Source organism: Streptomyces cellostaticus (assembly GCF_001513965.1).
Taxonomy (GTDB): domain Bacteria; phylum Actinomycetota; class Actinomycetes; order Streptomycetales; family Streptomycetaceae; genus Streptomyces; species Streptomyces cellostaticus.
Window position 1 is genome coordinate 256,865 of sequence record NZ_KQ948024.1, and the last position, 23,419, is coordinate 280,283.

Below are 23,419 nucleotides of genomic sequence, written 5' to 3' on the forward strand. Positions count from 1 at the left end.
GGGGACAAGCGGTACATGACCTGGCTGATCACCGGCGGCGCCGGATACATCGGGGCGCACGTCGTACGCGCGATGGCCGAGGCGGGCGAGCGGACGGTGGTCTACGACGACCTGTCCACCGGCGTCGCCGAGCGCGTGCCCCAGGAGGTGCCGCTGGTCGTGGGCTCCGTCCTGGACGGCGAGAAACTGGCCCGCACCCTCGCCGAGCACGAGGTCACCGGGGTCGTCCACCTCGCGGCGAAGAAGCAGGTGGGCGAGTCCGTGGACCTGCCGCTGCACTACTACCGGGAGAACGTGGAGGGCCTGCGCGTCCTGCTGGAGGCGGTGACGGCCGCGCAGGTGCCGTCGTTCCTGTTCTCGTCGTCGGCGGCGGTGTACGGCATGCCGGACGTGGACCTCGTGACCGAGGAGACCCCCTGTCTCCCCCTCTCCCCCTACGGCGAGACCAAGCTGGCCGGCGAGTGGCTGGTCCGCGCGACGGGCCGGGCGACGAGCCTGGCGACCGCGTCCCTGCGCTACTTCAACGTGGCGGGCGCGGCCACCCCCGCCCTGGCGGACACGGGCGTCTTCAACCTCGTCCCGATGGTCTTCGAGAAGCTCACCGAGGGCGCACCCCCGCGCATCTTCGGCGACGACTACCCGACCCCCGACGGCACCTGTGTCCGCGACTACATCCACGTGGTCGACCTGGCCGAGGCCCATGTCACGGTCGCCCGCGCCCTGCGTTCCACTCCCGGCCACGACCTGACCCTCAACATCGGCCGTGGGGAGGGCGTTTCGGTCCGCGAGATGATCGACCAGATCAACGCGGTCACCGGCTACGACCGTCCCCCCACCGTCACCCCGCGCCGCCCCGGCGACCCCGCCCGGGTCGTCGCCTCCGCCGACCGCATCGCCACGGAACTGGGCTGGACGGCGAAGTACGACGTCGAGGACATGATCACCTCGGCCTGGGAGGGCTGGGTACGGCTGCACCCGGAGGCGGCACGGTCGTAACCTCGGCGGAGGGCACGTCGCCCGGACAGCCGCCGTTGCGGTGCGGGCCGTCCCCGACTGCGGACACCTTGTGGCCGCTCGCGCAGTTCCCCGCGCCCCTTCGGGGGCGCGGGCGAGCGAAACTCACCCCCGCCCAGGCACAGCACCGCGGCCCTCACAACGCCTTCAGCGCACCCGCCGTAGCCCGGGCCAGGCTCTCCAGATACCCCTTGGGCAGCTTCGGGGTGCGGATCACCACCGAGCGCCAGTACAGCGGGCCGGAGATCAGGTCCAGGGCCAGGTCGGGGTCGACGCCGGACCGGACCTCGCCCCGCTGTTCCGCCGCCGCCACGATCTTGCTGGCAACCCCCTCCTGCCCGTCCCGCAGCGCCTTCTGCATGGCCTCGGCGATATCGGGATTGCGGGCCGCCTCCGCCTGGAGGTCGGGGATGATCTGCGAGGCGACGGGGTGGCGCAGGGCGCGGGACGTCACCTCGTACAACAGTCGCAGGTCACCCTCCAGGGAGCCCGTGTCGGGCACCGGCAGGCCCAGCACCGCCATCGCCGACACCACGTCCAGCACCAGGTGCAGCTTGGAGCGCCAGCGGCGGTACACCGCCGTCTTGCCGACGCCCGCCCGGCGCGCGATGCCCTCGATGGACATACGGGCGTAGCCGACGGCCGCCAGTTCCTCGAAGACGGCCGCGCGGATGGCCTCGGTCACGTCCTCCCGGAGCACGGCGGCCCCGGCGGGGGCCCGTCGGCGCGCGCGCTTCGGGGCCTCGTCGGCGTTCGTCGTCATGCGGACCAGCATAGGGCGTTACGACGAAACGGTTGCGTCCCGACGGTCGATGGTTCTACGCTCACGTTGCGACGATACGGTCCCGTCCCGACGTAAGAGAACATGAAGAGAAGCGTAAGGAAACGCCGGACGACGGACGAGGCCCGCTCAGCCCCGGCGGCAGCCGGTCGCCCCCCCTCCCCCCGAGCGAAAGCAGCGGATGTGAGCCAGGTCCTCCACACACCGCCCCCCACCCAGGTCCCGGCCGACGACGACCTCGCGGCGCTGGCCGCCCGGCACGGTCTCTCCGTCAGCGGCGCCCGCCCCTCCCTGCCGGAGTACGTCCGCCAGCTCTGGGCCCGCCGCCACTTCATCACCGCCTTCGCCACCGCCAAGCTCACCGCCCAGTACAGCCAGGCGAAGCTCGGCCAGGTCTGGCAGGTCATGACCCCGCTGCTGAACGCGGCGGTCTACTACTTCATCTTCGGTGTGCTGCTGGGCACCAAGCAGCACGTGCCGGACTACATCCCGTTCCTGGTCACGGGCGTGTTCATCTGGACGTTCACGCAGAGCTCGATCATGGCCGGCACCCGGGCGATCTCCGGCAACCTCGGCCTGGTCCGCGCCCTGCACTTCCCGCGCGCCGCGCTGCCGATCTCCTTCGCACTCCAGCAGCTCCAGCAACTGCTGTTCTCGATGGGCGCGCTGATCGTCATCCTGCTCTGCTTCGGCGTGCCGGTCGCCGCCTCCTGGCTGCTGGCGATCCCGGCCCTGATCCTGCAGTCCACGTTCAACACCGGCGTGTCGATGATCATGGCGCGGATGGGCGCGAAGACCCCGGACATCGCCCAGCTGATGCCGTTCGTGCTGCGCACCTGGATGTACGTGTCCGGCGTGATGTGGAGCATCGGCAAGCTCACCAAGAAGGACCACCTGCCGCACATCGTTTTCGTCCTGCTGGAGAACAATCCGGCCGCCGTGTACATCGACCTGATGCGGTTCGCGCTGATCGACAGCTTCCACTCCAAGCAGCTGCCCCCGCACGTGTGGGCGGTGGCCGCCGGCTGGGCGCTGCTCGCCGGGATCGGCGGCTTCATCTACTTCTGGAAGGCTGAGGAGACGTACGGCCGTGGCTGACAACGCGAACGAGCAGATCCCCACCGTCGTCGCCGACAACGTCGACATCGTCTACCGGGTCAACGGCACCGGCGCGGGCCGCGGCTCCGCCACCGCCGCCCTCAACCGCATCCTGCGCCGCAAGCAGGCCGAGCAGGCGGCCGGCGTGCGCAAGGTGCACGCGGTGAAGAAGGTCTCGTTCATCGCCTACAAGGGCGAGGCGATCGGGCTCATCGGCACGAACGGTTCCGGCAAGTCGACGCTGCTCAAGGCGGTCGCCGGGCTGCTCCCGGTGGAGAACGGCCACATCTACACCCACGGCCAGCCCTCGCTGCTCGGCGTCAACGCGGCCCTGATGAACGACCTGACGGGCGAGCGCAACGTCTACCTCGGCGGCCTCGCCATGGGCATGTCCCGCGAGCAGGTCAAGGAGCGCTACCAGGACATCGTCGACTTCTCCGGGATCAACGAGAAGGGCGACTTCATCACCCTGCCGATGCGGACGTACTCCTCCGGCATGGCCGCCCGGCTGCGCTTCTCCATCGCCGCCGCCAAGGACCACGACGTCCTGCTGATCGACGAGGCCCTCGCCACCGGTGACCGCAAGTTCCAGGTGCGCTCCGAGGAGCGGATCCGTGAGCTGCGGCAGCACGCGGGCACCGTCTTCCTGGTCAGCCACAACAACAAGTCGATCCGCGACACCTGCGAGCGGGTCCTGTGGCTGGAGCGCGGCGAGCTGCGCATGGACGGGCCGACCGAGGACGTCCTGAAGGAGTACGAGGCCTTCACCGGCGACAAGAGCGACAAAACGGCGAAGAAGACGACGCCGAAGCAGACGCCAGCGAAACCGGAGGCGTCCAAAGTGCCTCTTCCTTCATGAGCCCTGCTCTTACCCCAAGCGTGTTATCCCTTTCATACCTCTAGTGACAGTATGTTATGAAGGGTTCCCCGCGACGACGAGCCTAAGGAGTCCCCCTGCGATGCCCCAACTCAGCATCATCGTCTACGGGCCGAACGCCCAGGGGCATCTGACCGAACTACTCGACTCGCTGGAAGCCCGGCCGCTCCCGGACGCCGAGGTGATCGTCGCCGCGGTCGGCGACTGGGCGCGGGAGACGGCCGAGGGCCACTCCCCCGAGACGGTCGTGGTGCCCCTGCCGGACAGCACCGGTGACGCGGCGGCCCGGGCGGCGGGAGCCGCGCGGGCGTCCGGCCGCTGGCTGCACTTCGTGCACGCCAAGGACGGCCTGCCCGCCGGAGCGTCCCGGCTGATCGCCGAGCGGACCGCCGAACTGGACGACACGGTCGACATCCTCCTCCTCGACCACGTCGCCACCACCTGGCAGACCTCCGCGACCCCCTCCCGTGACGGCCGCCTCCTGGCCGGCGCCGGCCGCGCCGACCTGGCCCTGAACGACGCGGCCGACCTGCTGCGCCTCACCCCGCTGCTCGGCAACCGCGCCCTGCGCACCGCGTTCTGGCGGGCGCACGAGGAGCAGCTCACCACCGACGACGAGCCGTACGCCGCCCACACGGCCCTGCTGCAGGCCGACCGCGTCGCCTGCCTGAACCAGGCGGCTTACGAGGACCGCAGGCTGCGCCCCGAGAGCCTGCCGCAGCTCTCCCCCGAGGACCGGTTCGCACTCATCGACCGGTACGAGTCGCTGCTCCCGCTCGCCGGGGACCGCCGCGCCGCCCGTGCGGTGCTGTACGACCTGATGGTCCGCGACCTGGTGCGCACCTTCGCCGGCGAGGACCTGCCCGACCTGGTGGCCCGCGAGTTCTTCCGCCGCGCCTCCCTGGCCGCGGTCCGCTGGCGCCCCGAGGGCCACCAGCGCCCGGCCGGGCTCGAGGGCGTCCGGCACGCCCTGCTCGAAGAGGGCGCCTACACCAAGTACCGCGCCTTCCAGGCCGCCAACCGCAGCCGCCGCGCCGCCAGGAAGGCCGTACGCACCCGCAAGCGCCAGGTCGGCGCGAAGCTCCGCGACCAGCAGTACCGCAGGGCGCTCAGCCGCCCGGTCGACCCGAACCTGGCCGTGTTCGAGGCCTATTGGGAGCGCGGGGTCTCCTGCAACCCGGCCGCGATCGCCGCCAAGCTCGCCGAACTCGCCCCGCACATCCACAGGGTGTGGGTGGTGAACAAGGAGAACGCGGCCCTCCTGCCGCCCGGCACCGACCATGTGATCCCCGGCACCCGCCGCTACTGGGAGACGCTGGCCACCGCCAAGTACCTGACGAACAACGTCAACTTCCCCAACGCGGTGGTCAAACGCCCCGACGCGATCCACCTCCAGACCCACCACGGCACCCCCCTCAAGCGCATGGGCCTGGACCAGATGGAGCACCCGGCCGCCGCCAAGGGCCTGGACTTCGCCGCGCTGCTGGGCCGCATCGACAAGTGGGACTACAGCGTCAGCGCCAACAGCCACTCCACCCGTATGTGGGAGCGCGCCTACCCGGCCCGCTACACCTCCCTGGACTACGGCTATCCGCGCAACGACGTCTTCTACTCCGCCACGGCGGCCGACGTCCGCGCGGCCCGCGAGCGCCTCGGCATCGCCCCCGGCAAGAAGGCCGTCCTCTACGCCCCCACCCACCGCGACTACGAGGCCGGCTTCACCCCCCGCCTCGACCTCGCCGCCCTGACCGACCGCCTCGGCGAGGACACCGTCCTGCTGGTGCGCGCCCACTACTTCTACGGCGGTGCCACCTCCCCGCTGACCGGCCTGCGCCGCTCCGGCCGGATCATCGACGTCTCCTCCTACGACCCCGTCGAGGAGCTGTGCCTGGCCGCCGACGCGCTGGTCACGGACTACTCGTCGATCATGTTCGACTACGCCAACCTCGACCGCCCGATCGTCGTCTACGCCGACGACTGGGAGACGTACCGGACCACCCGGGGCGTCTACTTCGACCTGATGACCGAGGCGCCGGGCCAGGTGGCCCGCACCCAGGAGGAACTGGCGGAGATCTTCCTCTCGGGCGCCTGGCGCGACGAGAGCGCGGCGAAGGCGCGGACCGCGTTCCGTCGCCGGTTCTGCGAGTACGACGACGGACGCGCCGCCGAGCGGGTCGTACGACGGGTCTTCCTCGGCGAACCCGAGGAGGCACTGCCCCCGGTCCTGCCGCTCGACGAACGCACCCCCGCCCCGACCCCCGAGGAGGCCACGGCATGACGACCACGTCGACCACGACCCCCGACGTCACGGTCACCGTGATCGTCTTCAACGACGCGGCCCGGCTCCCGCGGGCGGTCGCCTCGGCGCTCGCGCAGACACACGCGAACATCGAGATCATCATCAGCGACGACCACTCGACGGACGACACACCGACGGTGGCGCGTCAGCTGGAGGCGCAGGACGACCGCATCCGCTATCTCCGCCTCCCGGAGAACAGCGGCGGCTGCAGCGCCCCGCGCAACCGGGCCATCGAGATCGCCCGGGCGCCGTACCTGATGTTCCTCGACAGCGACGACGAACTCCCGCCCCGAGCAGTCGAGTCACTGCTCGCCGCGCACCGCGAGCGCGAGGTGGACTTCACCATGGGCGCGGTCCACCGCGTCCGGGTGGACAACGGCCGCCGCACGACGTGGATGCCGCACCTGTTCGCCGAGCGCCGCACGGTGGAGGGCATCGAGACGGACCCCCGTCTGCTGTTCGAGCCCCTGTCGACGAACAAGATGTACACCCGCTCCTTCCTGAACAGCCACGAGCTCCGCTTCCCGGAGGGCGTCCACTACGAGGACCAACTGTTCTCGGCGCAGGCGTACTGTCTGGCGAAGGCGTTCACGATCATCCCGGACCCGGTGTACGTCTGGTACATCGAGCCGTTCGCGGCAGCGGACTCGGCCACGATCTCCAACCAGCGGCACAAGATCTCCAACGTCCAGGACCGCATCCGCGTGCACCGCATGATCGACGAGTTCCTGGCGGAGCACGGGCCCGCCGGGCTGCGGGAGCACAAGGACTACAAGTTCCTCAAGCACGACTTCAGGCTGTACGCGGGTGACCTGCCCTACCGGGACGAGGAGTGGCTGCGCTCCTTCGCGGACATCATGAACCCCTACCTGGACACCCTGTCTCCCGACGCATACGCCCGTCTGCCCCGCCCGGAACGGGTGATCGTCCAGCTCCTGCGCGACGGCCGCCTGTCCGACGCCCGGCTGGCGGCGCGGGGCCTGGGCCACGGGGTGGCACCGAGGCACGTCACCGCCGACGACTCCGGCGCCACGTACTGGGGCGACACCGTGCCCTCCGGCGAACAGGCCCGCCGCGAACTCGACGTCCGTGACCTCGAGCTGGACACCCGCCCGTTCCCCAGCGCCCACTTCCGCCACGAGATCACCGAGCTGACCCCGGGCCCCGGGGCCTCCCTCACCCTCGCGATCCGCACCTACGACCCCGGCCTGCGGCTTCCGGTGGGGCCGCAGCGCGCCAGTGTGGTGCTGGCCCCTTCCCGGCGCCGGATGACGGTCCCGTTCCGCCTGGATCCGGTCCGCCCCGGCGTCTTCGAGGGCCGCGTCCGGCTCGACCTGGCGACGGCGGCGCTTCCCGTGCAGGGCTTCGACGGAGTACGCCACCCGTTGCTCCGCCTGGAACAGCAGGGCCTCGTCCACTCCGGTCTGCTGCTGGCGCCCCTCGACTTCCAGGCCGTCACGGCCCGCATCGACTACCGCTCCGGCGCCACCCCGCACGACGTCACCATCGAGCCGGAGGGCCGCAACCCCGGCCGCCTGCAGATCCGCTGGCGCCCGGTGGGAGTCACGGCCCGCGTCATCCGCCCGGTGGTACAGAAGGTGGCCCGCCCGAAAGTCCGCAACGCTGCGCGGCTTGTGGCGAGTGTGCTGAGGTAATAACCCGGGCCGCTGCTCAACTGGGGGCGCGGGGAGCTGATCACACAGCTCCCCGCGCCCCTTTGGCGCGCGTGGAAACTGCGGGCAGTCGTGCCTCCCCCAGTGCCTTAAGGGCCTGGGGGACCCCCAGGGCGGCACGGGTGGGCGCAGCGGCACCCGGCCGGCGCCGGCAAGCGACCCCACCCCCGCCCAGCCGCAGCACCGGGCAACGGTCAACGCGCCACCCGGTACAGCACCTGCTCACCCGGCCCAGTAGCCACCTGCCGCAGCCCTGGCTCCGCCAACCCCTTCGCACCCACGACCCACTGCACGCGGTATTCACGCACTATGGCCCGCCGCACCTCAGCCGACGTACCCGCCGCGAAGTACCGCGTCACCGCCGCATCCCGCCTGGCCTCGTCCGGCAAGAACAGATCGGGATACCCGGGCGCCACGGTGTACGGTCCGTACGCGGGAATCTGCCGCGCCGGCATCGTACGGGCCATCACGACATCCCCGTACTTCACCCACGGGGTGATCCACTGGTACCCCACCCACGGCTCCCGGTACTTCGCCGAGACCGCACCGGGCAGCGCATCCCGCCCGACCACATACCCGAGCGTCCCCACCTGCGTCCACGCCCCCACAGCCAGCGCAGCGCCGAGCACACACGCCCAGCCGGTCCGCACCGCCCGCTTCCCCGCCGACACGACCTCCAGCGCGGCCGCGAGCTGGGCCGGGATCAGTGCGGCGGGCAGGGCGCGGCCCCACGAGTAGTGCCCGGTCAGCCCGCCCGCGGCGAACATCAGCGCGCCGAGGAGGAAGAAGAGGACCAGGGGGTCCCAGCGGTCCCGCCGCCAGCGCATGCCCAGGGCCGCGACCCCGAGCAGGACCAGCCCGAACCGCCCGGCCAGGTCGTCGTACAGCGGCCGGTGGATCGCCTCGAGGTCCGTGCCCGCGGAGAAGAGCGCGAAGAAGTCGTAGTAGGGCCAGAGCCAGAGCAGGACCACGCCCACGGCCAGTGCGGCGCCGAGCCGCAGCAGCACCTCTCGGCCCGGCCGCGCGGCGATCACCATGGCCAGCGCGCCGAGTGACGCGACGACCCCGGTGAACTGGTGGCACAGCAGGATCAGCGCCCACAGCAGGCCGAGCCCGAGCCACTTCTCCCAGCCGGTCTCGTCCCGCAGTGCCCGGGTGAGCCACGCCCAGAAGTGGAAGGAGAGGCCGAGCGCGAACACGCTGGGGTACGACACCGTCAGCGCGAGCGAGTTGAGGCCGAGGAAGCCGCTCCAGCTGAACAGGAGCGGGCCCCACAGGAAGACCAGGCTCAGCAGGGCCAGGGCGGGCGCGGCACGGTGGGCGCTCAGCGTGCGGACGTACCGCCACACACCGGTGACCAGCAGCCCGAGCGCCACGAGCGCGCCGATCCGCAGCACGACGAAGACGGAGAGGCCGGTGAGCTTGGCGAGGCAGCCGAGCACCAGCATCCACGGCGAGTAGTACGGGCTCGGCGTGTCGGCGTCGACCAGCGGGTTGCCGGGGTGCAGCAGGCTGTGCCGCAGCCGTTGCACGGTCGCCGCGTGCATGCCGAGATCGCCCGCCCAGGGCAGGCGGACGATCACCAGGAGCAGAAGGACGAGTACGAGCGCGGCGGCTGCCTGGGGCAGCGCCCGGCCGGCGCTCGCGGTGCTAGGCGGGGCGGCGCGCATCCTGCTGGAACACCCACGTTCGGTAGACGAGGAAACGGAACGCGGAGGCGAGCACGATGGACAGCGCCTTCGCCACATTCGATTCGAACACGCTGTGCAGACCGAGACCGTGATAGCCGACCCAGAACAGGCCGATTTCCATCACCACACCGATACCGCTGAAGACGAAGAACAGAACGATCTGGCGGCGTGTGCGCGAGGCCCGGTCACGATAGGCGAAATAGCGGAAGCCCAGGTAATTGGTCGCCATCGCGATGCAGCTGGCCAGGACCGTCGCGGTCATCGCCTGCCACCGCAGGCCGTGCAGCAGCAGGTTGAAGACGAGGAAATTGACGAGGACCCCGCTGCCGCCGACGACCCCGAACTTCACGACTTCCAGCACGACGCGCGTGACCGGCCGGTCCGGAGCCGGCGCAGGAGGCGCCGGGCGGGTCTCGGTGAGGTTCACTGTCACATGCCAGACCCTAACTGAAACATCCCGATTAGCAGGAAACGGTAAATTCACCGCACGGATTTCCCTAAACATCGGCAAGCCGTCGGCAAGACAGAGGGCAAGACAGAGGGCGCCCCGGGCTGTGACCAGCCCGGGGCGCCCTCATAGCCGTACGGCTAGGAATGCGAGCGCAGCAGCGTCCGCATCGTCCGCATCGCCACCGACAGGTTGGCGAGGTCGAAGGAGTCCGAACCGCGGATCTCCTCCAGGGTGGTGCGCGCCCGGCTCAGGATCGCCGTGTTCTTCTGCTCCCAGGCCTGGTAGCGCTGCTCGGGAGTCGCGGTGCCGTTACCGGCCGCGAGGATGTCGGCTGTGAGCGCCGAGTGGGCCGCGTACAGGTCCTCACGGATGGAGGCGCGGGCCATCGACTGCCAGCGGTCGGCGCGGGGCAGCTCGATGATGCGGTCCATCAGCTGCGTGATGTTGAGCCGGTCGGCGAGGTCGTAGTAGACCTCGGCGACGTCCAGCGGCTCCTTGCCCATGCGGTCGGCCACCGAGACGATGTCCAGCGCCGGGAAGGCGGAGGAGAACCCGGCCACGCGGGTGGCCAGCTCGTCCGGGACGCCCGCCTCGGACAGCTCGTCGTACACGTGCTGGTACCACTCCAGGTCCGCGCCGCGCAGCAGCTTGGGCATCTCCTGCCACACCTGCTCGACCCGCTCGGCGAAGAACTCGACGGTCTTGGCGAGTTCGAGCGGCTGCGGCCGGTTGTTCAGCAGCCAGCGCGTGCCGCGCTCGACCAGACGGCGCGAGTGCAGCCGGATCCGGGTCTGGACGGCCGCGTCGACCTTGTTGTCCAGCTCCTCGACCGCGTCCCACACCGGCGCCGAGCGGAAGATCGCACGGGCCGCGGTCTGGGCGCGGACGATCTCCTCCAGCGAGGCGCCGGTCTCCTCGCGCAGACGGTGCAGGTACGTCGTACCGCCCGTGTTGACCGTGTCGTTGACCAGCACGGTCGTGGTGATCTCACGGCGCAGCGGGTGGCTGTCCACGGCGTCCGCGAACCGCTCGCGCAGCGGCGTCGGGAAGTAGGCGTGCAGCAGGCTGCGCAGATACGGGTCGTCCGGCAGCGAGGTGTGCAGCAGCTCCTCGGCGACCGTGATCTTCGTGTACGCCAGCAGCACGGCCGTCTCCGGACCGGTCAGGCCCTGGCCCTGGCCGAGGCGCTCGCGGATCTGCCGGTCGGTGGGCAGGAACTCCAGCGCCCGGTCCAGGTGGCCCTCGCGGACCATGTGCCGGATGAACCGCTGCTGCGCGTGCAGCATGTCCTTGGACTGGAAGAGGGCGTTGGCCAGCGCCGTGTTCTGCGCGTAGTTGTTGCGCAGCACCAGCGCGCCGACCTCGTCGGTCATCTCGGCGAGCAGCTTGTTGCGCTGCTTGACGGTCATGTCGCCGTCCGCGACCAGGCCGTTCAGCAGGATCTTGATGTTCACCTCGTGGTCGGAGGTGTCCACGCCGGCGCTGTTGTCGATCGCGTCGGTGTTGATCCGGCCGCCGTGCAGCGCAAACTCGATGCGGCCGAGCTGGGTCAGGCCCAGGTTGCCGCCCTCGCCGACGACCTTGACGCGCAGGTCGCGGCCGTCGACGCGGATGGCGTCGTTGGCCTTGTCGCCGACGTCGGCGTTGGACTCCGCCGACGACTTCACGTACGTACCGATGCCGCCGTTCCACAGCAGGTCCACCGGCGCGTGGAAGATCGCCTTCATCAGGTCGGCCGGGGTCATCTTGGAGATCTTCTCCTCGATGCCCAGCGCCTCGCGGATGTGCGCGTTGAGCGGGATCGCCTTGGCGGTGCGCGGGAAGATCCCGCCGCCCGCCGACAGCAGCTCGGTGTTGTACTCCGCCCAGCTGGAGCGGGGCAGCTCGAACAGGCGGCGGCGCTCGGCGTAGGAGGTGGCCGCGTCCGGGTTCGGGTCGAGGAAGATGTGCCGGTGGTCGAAGGCGGCGACCAGGCGGATGTGCTCGCTCAGCAGCATGCCGTTACCGAACACGTCACCGGACATGTCACCGATGCCGACGACCGTGAAGTCCTCGGTCTGCGTGTCCACGCCCAGCTCGCGGAAGTGCCGCTTGACGGACTCCCAGGCGCCGCGCGCGGTGATGCCCATGCCCTTGTGGTCGTAGCCCGCGCTGCCGCCGGAGGCGAAGGCGTCGCCGAGCCAGAAGTTGTACTTCTCGGCGACCCCGTTGGCGATGTCGGAGAACGTCGCCGTGCCCTTGTCGGCCGCGACCACCAGGTAGGTGTCGTCGCCGTCGTGGCGCACCACGTCCTGCGGCGGCACGACCTCGCCGGCCACCATGTTGTCGGTGATGTCGAGCAGTGCCGAGATGAACGTCTTGTAGCTGGCGATGCCCTCGGCCAGCCACGCGTCCCGGTCCACGCTCGGGTCCGGCAGCTGCTTGGCGACGAAGCCGCCCTTGGCGCCGACCGGCACGATGACGGTGTTCTTCACCATCTGCGCCTTGACCAGGCCGAGGATCTCGGTGCGGAAGTCCTCACGGCGGTCCGACCAGCGCAGGCCGCCGCGCGCGACCTTGCCGAAGCGCAGGTGCACGCCCTCGACGCGCGGCGAGTACACCCAGATCTCGTACGCCGGGCGCGGCGCGGGCAGGTCCGGGATGGCCTGCGGGTCGAACTTCATGGACACGTACTCGTGCGGCCGGCCGCCGAGCGCCTCCTGGAAGAAGTTCGTGCGCAGGGTCGCCTTGATGACGGTCAGGAAGGAGCGCAGGATGCGGTCCTCGTCCAGGCTCGCCACCTGGTCCAGGGCCGCCTCCAGCTCCTCCAGCAGGGCGTCCACGATCTCCAGGCCGGCCTTCTGCCGGTCCGGGGACATCCGCGCCTCGAACAGGGAGACGAGGAGCCGGGTGGTGTGGACGTTGTTGCGGAGGGTGTCCTCCATGTAGTCCTGGCTGAAGGTGGAGCCGGCCTGCCGCAGGTACTTGGCGTACGCCCGCAGCACCATCGCCTGCCGCCAGGTGAGCCCGGAGCTCAGCACGAGGGAGTTGAAGCCGTCGTTCTCGGCCTCGCCGGTCCAGGTCGCGGCGAACGCGTCCTGGAAGCGCTCACGGGCGTCGTCGCCGAGGTACTCGCCGTTGCCGCCGCCCGGCGCCTTCGGCATGCGCAGGCCGAAGTCGTAGATCCACGCGGTGGTGCGGTCCGCGCAGCGCAGCTCGTACGGCCGCTCGTCGGTGACCTCGACGCCGAGCTTGCTCAGCACGGGCAGCACGTGGGAGAGGGAGACCGAGCCGCCCTTCTGGTAGATCTTGAAGCGGCGCTCCCCGGGCGCGGCGCCCACCGGCTCGTACAGGCTCAGCGAGAAGGCCTTGTCCTCGCTCAGCTGCTCCAGGTGGACGAGGTCGGCGACCGCGGAACGCGGGCTGTGGTCGGCCTTGTAGCCCTCGGGGAAGGCGTTGCCGTAGCGGCGCAGCACCTCGGCCGCGTGCTCCTCGCCGCACTCGGCGGTCAGCGCCTCGGCGAAGGCGTCGGCCCAGGAGCGGGCGGCCTCCACCAGGCGGGCCTCGATGCGGTCCTTGTCGGCGTCCGACAGCTCGGGCAGCTCGGTGCCCGGCGGGACACGGACGACGAAGTGCAGCCGGGACAGGATCGACTCGGTGTTCCAGGCGGTGAAGTCGACGCTGACGCCGCCGAGCTCCTCCTTCAGGATGTCGATGATCCGCAGCCGGACACCGGTGGTGTAGCGGTCCCGCGGGAGGTAGACGAGGGCCGAGTAGTAGCGGCCGTATTCGTCCTGGCGCAGGTACAGCCTCAGCCGGCGGCGCTCCTGCAGGTAGAGGACGCTCGTGGAGATGGACTGCAGCTCGGCGGGCGGGGTCTGGAACAGCTCGTCGCGCGGGTAGGTCTCCAGGATCTGGAGCAGGTCGCGGCCGTCGTGGCTGTTGGGCGAGAACCCGGCGCGCTCCAGGACCTCGTCCACCTTGCGGCGGATGACCGGGACGCGGCGGACGGACTCGGTGTACGCGGCGGAGGAGAACAGGCCGAGGAAGCGGCGCTCGCCGACGACGCTGCCGTCCGCGTCGAACTTCTTGACGCCGATGTAGTCCAGATACGACGGCCGGTGCACGGTGGCCCGGCTGTTGGCCTTGGTCAGCACGAGCAGCTTGTGCTCGCGGGCCTTGGCGCGGGCGTCGGCCGGGAGCCGCTCGAAGGAGGGGCTGACCGGGTGCTGGTCGTCCTCGGAGTGGTGCGGGTCGGCGCGCAGGATGCCGAGGCCGGTGCCGGGCACGGCGGCGAGCGTGTCGTCGTCGCGCAGCTGGTACTCGCGGTAGCCGAGGAAGGTGAAGTGGTCGGCGGACAGCCAGCGCAGCAGTTCGCGGGCCTCCTCGACCTCGGGCCCGGGCAGGTCGGCCGGCCTGGGCTCGCTCGCCAGGTCGTCGGAGATCCGGGTCGCCGCTTCCCGCATCTTCTCCCAGTCCTCGACGGCCTCACGGACGTCCGAGAGGACGCGCAGCAGGTCGACGGAGATCTGCTTCAGGTCGGCGCGGTCGGTCTCCCGGTCGATCTCGACGTGGATCCAGGACTCGATGTGCGCATCGTGCGGGAGGTCGCCGATGGGCGCGGTGGGCAGCACCTCGATGAGCTTGCCGGTGAGGTCGCGCCGGACGACGATCTGCGGGTGGATGACGACGTGGATGCCACGTCCCTGCCGGGTCAGTTCGTTGGTGACCGAGTCGACGAGGAAGGGCATGTCGTCGGTGACGACTTCCACGACGGTGTGGCTGCACGTCCAGCCGTTCTCTTCCACGGTCGGGGTGTGCACCCGGACGTTCGCGGTGCCCTGGGGACGGTTCTCGGCGAGACGGTAGTGCGAGACCGCGGCACCGAAGACGTCGACCGGGTCGCGGTCGGTGAGGTCTTCCGGGGCGGTGTGCAGGTAGTAGCGCTGGAGGAACGCGAGCACGGACTCGCTGTCGGGGGTGCCGGCCGTGCCCTCGCTCGTCGTCCCGGTCGGTAGGTGCCCCCCGACCGGGCTGTGCTCAGCTACCCGGGCGGCCCGTTCGAGCAGCTCGGCCTTGGCTTCGTCCAGCTTGGTCTGCATTGTCCTCTGGCTCCTGTCGCGCGCCGTTGCGTGACGTAGAAGGAAGTACGGTCCCTCCCCCTGCGACATGACGCCACGGCCCGGGGTGTCCGGTCCGTTCCGACGCTATGCCGCGAGGTGAGATGAGCGGGGGGCATTCGGCCATTCTCGGCTCGCCCAAGGGATGTGACGCTGCTCTCGGCACCGACGTGTCCCGGGCCGTGCTCGGCGTCCTGGGGGCTTCCGCGCCCCCGTCCCGCCCGCGAAGACCAGCGACCGCCGCCCGGTCACGGAGGTACTCCGTGCAACCCGGGCGCAGGGCAGGGGCAGGAGAGCCCCCGCGAGATATCGCGCTGATCACGCCACAAGGCTATCGCTCCTTACCCGGGGCCCGTCATGAGCCGTATGTGTACAAAACAGTGGGGAGAACTTTGACGTTCTGCACAGCGCCATGGAGGGGCCCGGTGGCGTATCCGGTCGCGCCCGAGGGCCCCGGGCCACACTCTGAAAGCGACGGGCCCTCTTGGCAAGCACGCCCTGCGGAGGCACGTTTCCAGGACAGCGCCCGTCCCCCGCCGAGGGGCCGTGCCCGTGCAGGAGGAGCCGACATGCCCGCGAAGATCCTCATCATCACCGGCGACGCAGCGGAGTCCCTGGAAGTCCTGTACCCCTACCAGCGCCTGCGCGAGGAGGGCTACGACGTCGATGTCGCGGCCCCCACCCGCAAGACGCTCCGGTTCGTCGTCCACGACTTCGAACCCGGTTACGACACCTACACCGAGAAGCCCGGCTACACCTGGCCCGCCGACCTCGCCTTCTCCGAGGTCGACCCCGGTCAGTACGCGGCCCTCGTCATCCCCGGCGGCCGGGCCCCCGAGTACCTGCGCAACGACCCCGAACTGCGCAAGATCCTCAAGGCGTTCTTCGACGCGGACAAGCCGGTCGCCCAGATCTGCCACGGGCCTCTGCTCACCGCCGCGGTCGACAGCCTGCGTGGCCGTCGGGTCACCGCCTACCCCGCCCTGGAACTCGACATGCAGGCGGCCGGAGCACACTTCGAGGACACCGAGACAGTGGTCGACGGCACCCTGATCTCGGCCCGCGCCTGGCCGGACCACCCAGCGTGGATGCGAGAGTTCCTGACGGTACTGCGGGCAAAGGCACCGGCGAGCTGAGCTGCGCGGCTGCGGCCACCCTGTGCCGCCGTTGAACTGCGGACCGCTGCGCGGCTGCGGGTGCGTGGGGGCTGGTCGCGCAGTTCCCCACGCCCCTTTGGGGCGCTCAGCTGCGCCTCACAGCCCAGCTACGCGGCTATTCGCTCCGCCTCCGCCACCGCCTCGGTCAACGTATCCACCACCGGTACCCCGACCTCCTCCAGACTGGCCCGGCTGTGCGACCCCCCGGTGTACAGCACAGCCCGCGCCCCCACATGCCGCGCCGCCACCGCATCATCCGCGGCATCCCCGATCACCACGGTCCGCGCAGCCTCCACCGCCCCGCTCAGCGCCTCCAGATGCCGCACCATGTGCTCGGCCTTGCTGCCGCCGGACGGCCCCGTACGCCCGTCGACCCGCACGAAGTGCCCCTCGATCCCGAAGCCGCGCACCAGCGGCACCAGCTCCTCGTGCCCGTACATGCTCAGCAGCGACTGGCTGTGCCCCGACGACCGCCACCCCGCAAGCAGCTCGGCCGCCCCCGCGGTCAGCCCGCAGCGGACCCGGTGCTCCGCGTAGTACCGGTGGAAGACGCCGTCCATCTGCTCCCACTCGGCATCCGTCGGAAGCCGGCCGAGCAGCCGCTCGTAGAACTTCGGCACCGGCACGCAGTACAGCGCCCGGTACTCCTCCAGCGTGATCGGCGCCAGCCCCAGCTCGGCGAAGGCTGCGTTCGTCGCCCCGATGATCGCGTCATTGTCGTGGAACAGCGTCCCGTTCCAGTCCCAGACAATGTGTGCGCTTCCGTGCATCCCCATGCCAAAAACCGTACCCGCCCCCACTGACAATCACGGCGGACGATCCGGCCGGGGACCGGTCAGGCCAGGTCCACCAGGTTGGGAATCTCCTGCGTGGCGTACCACAGCAGCTCGTGATCGTCGGCCCCGTCCACGACGAACTGCGCATCGTCGTCCCCGCCGTCGGCCGCCTCCAGCGCCTGGGCCGCCGCGGCGACATCGGCCTCCGCGTCATCGGCGTCGACATGCACCGCGGCCGCCTTCGCGAGCGCCACCGTACCGGCCACGGTCACCTCGCCGAGCGCGGCCGGATCGAGCCCTCGGTCCGGGTCGGCCGTAGCGGCGCCGTCGGGCACGTCGACGGCGACCACGACCCGGCGCCGTGCTGCACCCGGGTCGGCCGCCAGCAGCCGCAGCGAGGCCTGCGCGGCCCGGCTGAGTGCCGCGTACTCCAGCTCCTCGATGTCGTCGGAGAGGTACCACTCACGCAACGCGGGCGTGACGGCATACGCGACGAAGGGGCCGCTCCCCAGCTCTCCCGTCTTGTGCGCCTCGGCGAGCCCGGGGAGGGTCAGGGGGACGTAGACGCGCATGGCTGGCCGCTCTTTCCTGTCAAAGGCTCCGCTGAGGCCCGGGGAGGGCGGCTGACGCGTCTCCCGACGGGCCTTCAGGATACGTGCGGCCGTCCCCTTTCGGGTCCCCGCCCGCACCCCCGGACGCGTCCACCCGACGCCCCGCACCTCACCCGGTCCCGCCGCTTGACCACGGGGTTTTCCGGGTCCTCCCTAACTCGGATAGGTGAACATTCTCGCCCCTTCACCACCCGCCCCGCCTTCCTTGCGCGGCCCGCCTCCACCCCCGTACAAGATCCCCACCAGCGAGTTACCGCCCGGTACGTTCCGGGCCCGCCGAACGGGGACCCCCATGAACAAGGTCATGAGCCGCACTCCTCAGCCCCGCCCGCGCCACCGCCCTCCGACCCGCCACGACTCCCGCCGCCCGGGCAGCGCCCCGCCCCGCAACCCCGTCCGGGGCAGGGCCGGTACGACGCCGCAGACGGCCCTGGGACAGCCGCGCCCCACCGACCTCTTCGCCGACCGCCTGCTGGCCGTCCTCAGCGGTCAGCGCCCCGTCCACTGGATGCTCCGGTACACCGCGGGCCGCGCCTACGACGACCTCGCCCGCCTCGCCGAACGCGGCCCCCTGCGCGCCCACGGCTCGCGCCCCGTCGTCAGCGACATCGGCTACTACGTCCCCCGCACCGGCGCCCTCGAGGTCTTCGCCCGCATCGCCTCCGGCGACCGGCTGCGCGCCATGGCCTTCCGCCTGGAACGCGGCGAAGACCACCGCTGGCGCTGCACCGCGGTAGAACTGGGCGGCTCGAGTCACCCTCACACACCCGAGGACTAACAGCTGCGGGCAGCCACGCACGTAGCTGCGGGCAGTAGTGCCGCTGGGGCGGCACGGGGGGGCGCAGGGGCACCCGGCAAGCGCGGGCAAGCGAAACCCACCCCCGCCCAGCCCCAGCACCGGGCACCGGGCAGCACCACCCCACCCAAGCCGAAGGGCCGGGCTCCAAAGGAGACCCGGCCCTTCACAACGGCTCAAGCACCGCAGGTCACTTCTTGCGGCGCCGCCCGCCCTTCGCCTGCCGACGACGCTCGGCCCGCGTCAGCCCGTCCGACTCGGACCGCACAGCGTCCTCGTCCTCGAGGTCGCGCTCCAGGATGCCGCCCTCACCGTCGACGGTAGGCGCGGAGAAGTGCAGATCCCGCCGCTGCGGAACGTCCAGCCCCTTGGCCCGGATCTCCGGACGCGCGCCCGCCTGCGCCGGCACCGTGTCCTGGACGGCGCCCTCCGCCACCGGCTGCTCTTCCTCGACCGGGACCTCCTCGACCTGCTGCTCGACCTGGACCTCCAGGTTGAACAGGTAGCCGACGGACTCCTCCTTGATGCCCTCCATCATCGCGGTGAACATGTCGAAGCCCTCGCGCTGGTACTCGACCAGCGGGTCCTTCTGTGCCATCGCGCGCAGGCCGATGCCCTCCTGGAGATAGTCCATCTCGTAGAGGTGCTCACGCCACTTGCGGTCGAGGACCGACAGCACGACCCGGCGCTCCAGCTCCCGCATGATCTCGGAGCCGAGCTGCCCCTCACGGGCCTCGTACTGCTCGAGGATGTCGTCCTTGATGGACTCGGAGATGAACTCGGCGGTCAGACCGGCCCGGTCACCGGCCGCCTCCTCCAGCTCCTCGATGATGACCTTCACCGGGTAGAGCTGCTTGAAGGCACCCCACAGCCGGTCCAGGTCCCAGTCCTCGGGGAAGCCCTCGGCGGTCTCCGCGCCGACGTACGCGTCGATCGTGTCGTCCATGAAGTGCTGTACCTGCTCGTGCAGGTCCTCGCCCTCCAGGACGCGGCGGCGCTCGCCGTAGATGACCTCGCGTTGCCGGTTGAGCACCTCGTCGTACTTCAGAACGTTCTTACGGGTCTCGAAGTTCTGCTGCTCGACCTGCGACTGCGCGGACGCGATCGCGCGCGTGACCATCTTGTTCTCGATCGGCACGTCGTCCGGAACGTTCGCCATCGACATCACGCGCTCGACCATCTGGGCCTTGAAGAGCCGCATCAGGTCGTCACCGAGGGAGAGGTAGAAGCGGGACTCGCCCGGGTCGCCCTGACGGCCGGAACGACCACGCAGCTGGTTGTCGATACGCCGCGACTCGTGCCGCTCGGTGCCCAGCACGTACAGCCCGCCGAGCTCCTCGACCTCGTCCTTCTCGGCCTTGACCGCCTGCTCGGCCCGCTCCAGGGCGGCGGGCAGGGCGTGCGCCCACTCCTCGATGTGCTCCTCGGGGTCGAGGCCGCGCTGGCGCAGCTCCGCCTCGGCGAGGTCCTCGGGGTTGCCGCCGAGCTTGATGTCCGTACCACGGCCGGCCATGTTGGTGGCCACCGTCACGGCGCCCTTGCGGCCGGCCTGGGCGACGATCGTCGCCTCGCGCTCGTGGTGCTTGGCGTTCAGCACCTCGTGCTGGATGCCGCGCTTGCTGAGCTGCTGGGACAGGTACTCCGACTTCTCGACGGACGTCGTGCCGACGAGGATGGGCTGGCCCTTCTCGTGCTTCTCGGCGATGTCGTCGACGACCGCCTCGAACTTGGCCACCTCGGTGCGGTAGATGAGGTCCGACTGGTCCTTGCGGACCATCGGCTTGTTGGTCGGGATCGGGACCACGCCGAGCTTGTAGATCTGGTGGAACTCGGCGGCCTCGGTCATCGCCGTACCGGTCATGCCGGAGAGCTTCTTGTAGAGGCGGAAGAAGTTCTGCAGGGTGATCGTGGCGAGCGTCTGGTTCTCGTCCTTGATGTCCACCCCTTCCTTCGCCTCGATCGCCTGGTGCATGCCCTCGTTGTAGCGGCGGCCGGCGAGGATACGGCCGGTGTGCTCGTCGACGATCATGACTTCGCCGTCGATGACGACGTAGTCCTTGTCCTTCTTGAAGAGCTCCTTGGCCTTGATGGCGTTGTTCAGGTAGCCCACGAGCGGGGTGTTCACCGACTCGTAGAGGTTGTCGATGCCCAGCCAGTCCTCGACCTTGCTGACACCGGACTCGTGGATGGCGACCGTGCGCTTCTTCTCGTCGACGTCGTAGTCGCCGGTCTCCTCGACGCCCTTGAGCGGGTTGCCGGCCTCGCCGCGCTTGAGGCGCGTGACCAGCTTGGAGAAGTCGCCGTACCACTTGGTGGCCTGGTCGGCCGGGCCGGAGATGATCAGCGGCGTACGGGCCTCGTCGACCAGGATGGAGTCGACCTCGTCGACGATGGCGAAGTTGTGGCCGCGCTGGACCAGCTCGTCCTTCGACCACGCCATGTTGTCACGCAGGTAGTCGAAGCCGAACTCGTTGTTCGTGCCGTACGTGATGTCGCACTCGTACTGCTCGCGGCGCTGGGCCGGCGTCATGTTGGCCAGGATGCAGCCGACGCTCAGGCCCAGGAACTTGTGGACGCGGCCCATCATCTCGGAGTCGCGCTCGGCCAGATAGTCGTTGACCGTGATCAGGTGAACGCCGTCTCCGGAGAGGGCGTTCAGATACGCGGGCAGGGTGCCGACGAGGGTCTTGCCCTCACCGGTCTTCATCTCGGCGACATAGCCGAGGTGGAGGGCGGCGCCACCCATCAGCTGCACGTCGTAGTGCCGCTGGCCGAGGGCGCGCTTGGCGGCCTCGCGGACGGTGGCGAACGCCTCGGGGAGCAGGTCGTCCAGGCTCTCACCGTCGACGTACCGCTGCTTGTACTCATCGGTGAGGGCACGCAGCTCGGCGTCGGAGAGGTCGACGAAGTCCTCTTCGATGGAGTTGACCTGGTCCGCGATGCGGTGCAGCTTGCGCAGGATCTTGCCTTCGCCTGCACGCATGATCTTCGAGAGGACGGACACGGGGGCTGGTCTCCTTGCCGGTCGGGCCTGGGACGGTCGGTTTTCCTTTGACGTACTGAGCAACGGCCATCGTATGCGAGGACCCGGCTGCGCCGGGAGGCCTGGCGGCCCGACGGCTGCTTCACCCAAGACAACGGACGGGCCTTGCGGATAGTGCCGCCCCGCGACAAGGAATTGCGCGAAATGTGATCACTCGCTCACACACCGCGAAAAGTACTGGCGTGGCGCTGGTCGCCCGCACAGAATCGGCCGATGGAACCCGTCACGCTCCCCACCGACCGACTCCTGTTGCGCACCGTCGACCCGGACGACACCGAGGCGGTCTTCGCGGCCGCCCAGGACCCCGAGATACAGCGATGGCTCTCTGCGTTTCCCTCTCCTTATCTGCGGGAGCACGCCGAGGGCTTCATCGGGCAGATCGCGCCCGACGGCTGGGCGAACGACTCGATGTACACCTTCGGCGTATTCCTCCCCGCAGGGGAGCTGGCGGGGATGCTCGGCATCACGATGCGCGCGCTGGGTGTCGGCGAGGTCGGCTTCTGGGCCGTCAAGGAGCACCGCGGCCGCGGCTACATCACCGAGGCCACCCTCGCCGCCTCCCACTGGGCCTTCACCGCACTGTCCGTCGACCGTCTGGAGTGGCGGGCCGAGGTCGGCAACCATCCCTCGCGCGCGGTGGCGGAGCGGGCCGGTTTCACCGTCGAGGGCACGCTGCGCTCGGGCGTCAACAACAAGGGGGTCCGCAGGGACTGCTGGGTGGGCTCCCTGCTCCCCTCGGACCTGGGCCTACCGTCGACGGCACCGTACCTGCCCGCGCGTACATGAACCCTGCCGGGGCGAAAGCGCAGGTCAGCCCCCGTTGTCAGTGCGGCCCTCTATCGTCCGACGCATGACGACCCTTCCGCGCCCCGCCGTCACCCTCACCGCGGACGACGCCCGCCGCATCACCCTGCGGGCCCAGGGATTCCTCGGCACGCCCGACCGGAGGGCCGGTGTTCGCGGGGTGCTCCGCCACCTCGGCGCGGTCCAGCTGGACACCATCTCGGTCCTCGCCCGCTCCCACGAACTGGTCCCGTACGCGCGCCTTGGCGCGGTCGGCCGCAAGACCGTCGAGGCCGCCTACTGGAACCCTGCGTCCGTCGGCGTGTCTCCGGCACGCCCCCACGCCTTCGAGTACTGGTCGCATGCGGCCTGCATCCTGCCGGTCGAGGAGTGGCCCCACTTCGCCTTCCGCCGCCGTGCCTACCGCAACCGCCCGCACTGGAACCACCAGCTGCCCGACGGCGCCTACGACCAGGTCGTCAAGCAGCTGCGCGCGGAAGGCCCGCTGACGGCCACGGAGCTGGGCGGCGCGAAGAAGACCAACGACTGGTGGGACTGGTCCGGCACCAAGGTCGCCGTGGAGCGCGCCCTGATGTACGGCGAGGTGGTGTGTGTCGAGCGGCGCGGCTGGAAGCGGGTGTACGACCTGGCCGAGCGCGCGATCCCGGACGCGCTGCTGCACGACGAGCTGGACGACACCGAGTGCCTGCGCCGTCTGGTCCGGCTGGCCGGCGAGTCCCTGGGCGTGGGCACGCGCGCGGACATCGCCGACTACCACCGTCTCAAGGGCGAGCAGGTCGACACGGTGATCGCCGATTCGGGCCTGGTGCCGGTCGAGGTCGAGGGCTGGTCCAGGCCGGCCTGGGCGGACCCGGCGGCTCTCGCGGCCCCGCCGCGCGGCCGGCACCGCACCACGCTGCTGTCCCCGTTCGACTCATTGATCTGGGAACGGGCCCGCACCGAGCGGATCTTCGGCTTCACCCACCGCCTGGAGGCCTACGTCCCCAAGCCCAAGCGGGTCTACGGCTACTTCGCGATGCCCGTGCTGGCGGGCGGCCGGCTGGTCGGCCGTGTCGACCCGGCCCGCGAGGGCCGCACGCTGGTGGCCAAGCAGGTCACCCTGGACGGCCCGAAGGCGGTCCCGGCGGTGGCACAGGCCCTGATCGAGGCGGCGGCCTGGGTGGACTGCACAGACGTCCGCGTGGAGCGCGTGGACGCCCCAGAACTCCGCAAGCCCCTCGCCGGGGAACTCGCCCGCGTCCTCGCCTAG

16 protein-coding genes are annotated in these 23,419 nt (G+C 70.3%); 9 read left to right on the forward strand and 7 right to left on the reverse strand.

What is annotated here, in order from left to right; translation table 11 throughout:
* Window positions 1–15: 15 nt before the first annotated feature.
* On the forward strand, window positions 16–996 hold the full coding sequence (gene galE / locus AQI88_RS21170) for a UDP-glucose 4-epimerase GalE (protein WP_067001612.1): 981 nt from the start codon (window positions 16–18) through the stop codon (window positions 994–996).
* A gap of 154 nt (window positions 997–1,150) precedes the next feature.
* On the opposite strand, the gene AQI88_RS21175 is transcribed toward galE, so the two are convergent.
* Window positions 1,151–1,777, reverse strand: a complete 627-nt coding sequence (locus tag AQI88_RS21175; RefSeq protein WP_067001775.1) for a TetR/AcrR family transcriptional regulator — start codon at window positions 1,775–1,777, stop codon at window positions 1,151–1,153.
* A gap of 201 nt (window positions 1,778–1,978) precedes the next feature.
* Between AQI88_RS21175 and AQI88_RS21180 the strand changes: the two genes are divergently transcribed.
* The 4 genes from AQI88_RS21180 (at window position 1,979) to AQI88_RS21195 (ending at window position 7,724) form a co-directional block, all read left to right on the forward strand.
* Complete coding sequence (locus tag AQI88_RS21180; protein WP_067001615.1) at window positions 1,979–2,893, forward strand: ABC transporter permease; 915 nt, start codon at window positions 1,979–1,981, stop codon at window positions 2,891–2,893.
* Complete coding sequence (locus tag AQI88_RS21185) at window positions 2,886–3,752, forward strand: ABC transporter ATP-binding protein (protein ID WP_067001618.1); 867 nt, start codon at window positions 2,886–2,888, stop codon at window positions 3,750–3,752. The genes AQI88_RS21180 and AQI88_RS21185 overlap by 8 nt, the downstream gene beginning before the upstream one ends.
* Window positions 3,753–3,852: 100 nt before the next feature.
* A complete protein-coding gene (locus tag AQI88_RS21190; protein WP_067001621.1) occupies window positions 3,853–6,048 on the forward strand; it encodes a CDP-glycerol glycerophosphotransferase family protein in 2,196 nt (731 codons plus the stop codon).
* Window positions 6,045–7,724 (forward strand): glycosyltransferase family 2 protein, encoded by a 1,680-nt coding sequence (locus AQI88_RS21195; protein ID WP_067001624.1) that lies wholly within the window; start codon window positions 6,045–6,047, stop codon window positions 7,722–7,724. Before AQI88_RS21190 ends, AQI88_RS21195 begins: the two co-directional genes overlap by 4 nt.
* A 212-nt stretch (window positions 7,725–7,936) precedes the next feature.
* On the opposite strand, the gene AQI88_RS21200 is transcribed toward AQI88_RS21195, so the two are convergent.
* From AQI88_RS21200 to AQI88_RS21210, 3 genes are all read right to left on the reverse strand, one after another.
* Entirely contained in the window at window positions 7,937–9,412 is a 1,476-nt protein-coding gene (locus tag AQI88_RS21200; protein ID WP_067001626.1) for a hypothetical protein, read from the reverse strand.
* Window positions 9,393–9,866: a GtrA family protein gene (locus tag AQI88_RS21205; RefSeq protein WP_244184242.1), complete on the reverse strand. Its 474-nt coding sequence runs from the start codon at window positions 9,864–9,866 to the stop codon at window positions 9,393–9,395. The genes AQI88_RS21200 and AQI88_RS21205 overlap by 20 nt, the downstream gene beginning before the upstream one ends.
* 155 nt (window positions 9,867–10,021) lie before the next feature.
* A complete protein-coding gene (locus tag AQI88_RS21210; protein ID WP_067001630.1) occupies window positions 10,022–14,965 on the reverse strand; it encodes an NAD-glutamate dehydrogenase in 4,944 nt (1,647 codons plus the stop codon).
* A gap of 587 nt (window positions 14,966–15,552) precedes the next feature.
* Here AQI88_RS21210 and AQI88_RS21215 point away from each other — a divergent pair.
* Window positions 15,553–16,119 (forward strand): DJ-1/PfpI family protein, encoded by a 567-nt coding sequence (locus AQI88_RS21215; protein ID WP_067001633.1) that lies wholly within the window; start codon window positions 15,553–15,555, stop codon window positions 16,117–16,119.
* Window positions 16,120–16,247: 128 nt separating this feature from the next.
* Here AQI88_RS21215 and AQI88_RS21220 read toward each other — a convergent pair whose 3' ends face one another.
* Window positions 16,248–16,916: an HAD family hydrolase gene (locus tag AQI88_RS21220; protein ID WP_067001636.1), complete on the reverse strand. Its 669-nt coding sequence runs from the start codon at window positions 16,914–16,916 to the stop codon at window positions 16,248–16,250.
* A gap of 59 nt (window positions 16,917–16,975) precedes the next feature.
* On the reverse strand, window positions 16,976–17,488 hold the full coding sequence (locus tag AQI88_RS21225; RefSeq protein WP_067001638.1) for a DUF6912 family protein: 513 nt from the start codon (window positions 17,486–17,488) through the stop codon (window positions 16,976–16,978).
* Between the two features lie 331 nt (window positions 17,489–17,819).
* Between AQI88_RS21225 and AQI88_RS21230 the strand changes: the two genes are divergently transcribed.
* The gene (locus AQI88_RS21230; RefSeq protein WP_067001641.1) at window positions 17,820–18,305 is read left to right on the forward strand and encodes an Rv3235 family protein; all 486 of its coding nucleotides are present in this window, start codon (window positions 17,820–17,822) and stop codon (window positions 18,303–18,305) included.
* 208 nt (window positions 18,306–18,513) lie between these two features.
* Here AQI88_RS21230 and secA read toward each other — a convergent pair whose 3' ends face one another.
* Complete coding sequence (gene secA, locus AQI88_RS21235) at window positions 18,514–21,327, reverse strand: preprotein translocase subunit SecA (protein ID WP_067001644.1); 2,814 nt, start codon at window positions 21,325–21,327, stop codon at window positions 18,514–18,516.
* A gap of 252 nt (window positions 21,328–21,579) precedes the next feature.
* On the opposite strand from secA, the gene AQI88_RS21240 reads away from it, so the two are divergent.
* Both AQI88_RS21240 and AQI88_RS21245 read left to right on the forward strand, forming a co-directional pair.
* On the forward strand, window positions 21,580–22,152 hold the full coding sequence (locus AQI88_RS21240; RefSeq protein ID WP_067001647.1) for a GNAT family N-acetyltransferase: 573 nt from the start codon (window positions 21,580–21,582) through the stop codon (window positions 22,150–22,152).
* A gap of 64 nt (window positions 22,153–22,216) precedes the next feature.
* Window positions 22,217–23,419, forward strand: coding sequence for a winged helix-turn-helix domain-containing protein (locus AQI88_RS21245; protein WP_067001649.1), 1,203 nt, complete (start codon window positions 22,217–22,219; stop codon window positions 23,417–23,419).

Bases quoted from the DNA above. Each gene is read 5' to 3' on its own strand.
- galE (WP_067001612.1), top strand. From the start codon at position 16: ATGACCTGGCTGATCACCGGCGGCGCCGGATACATCGGGGCGCACGTC.
- AQI88_RS21175 (WP_067001775.1), bottom strand. From the start codon at position 1,777: ATGACGACGAACGCCGACGAGGCCCCGAAGCGCGCGCGCCGACGGGCC.
- AQI88_RS21190 (WP_067001621.1), top strand. From the start codon at position 3,853: ATGCCCCAACTCAGCATCATCGTCTACGGGCCGAACGCCCAGGGGCAT.
- AQI88_RS21195 (WP_067001624.1), top strand. From the start codon at position 6,045: ATGACGACCACGTCGACCACGACCCCCGACGTCACGGTCACCGTGATC.
- AQI88_RS21200 (WP_067001626.1), bottom strand. From the start codon at position 9,412: ATGCGCGCCGCCCCGCCTAGCACCGCGAGCGCCGGCCGGGCGCTGCCC.
- AQI88_RS21210 (WP_067001630.1), bottom strand. From the start codon at position 14,965: ATGCAGACCAAGCTGGACGAAGCCAAGGCCGAGCTGCTCGAACGGGCC.
- AQI88_RS21215 (WP_067001633.1), top strand. From the start codon at position 15,553: ATGCCCGCGAAGATCCTCATCATCACCGGCGACGCAGCGGAGTCCCTG.
- AQI88_RS21220 (WP_067001636.1), bottom strand. From the start codon at position 16,916: ATGGGGATGCACGGAAGCGCACACATTGTCTGGGACTGGAACGGGACG.
- AQI88_RS21225 (WP_067001638.1), bottom strand. From the start codon at position 17,488: ATGCGCGTCTACGTCCCCCTGACCCTCCCCGGGCTCGCCGAGGCGCAC.
- AQI88_RS21230 (WP_067001641.1), top strand. From the start codon at position 17,820: ATGAACAAGGTCATGAGCCGCACTCCTCAGCCCCGCCCGCGCCACCGC.
- AQI88_RS21240 (WP_067001647.1), top strand. From the start codon at position 21,580: ATGGAACCCGTCACGCTCCCCACCGACCGACTCCTGTTGCGCACCGTC.
- AQI88_RS21245 (WP_067001649.1), top strand. From the start codon at position 22,217: ATGACGACCCTTCCGCGCCCCGCCGTCACCCTCACCGCGGACGACGCC.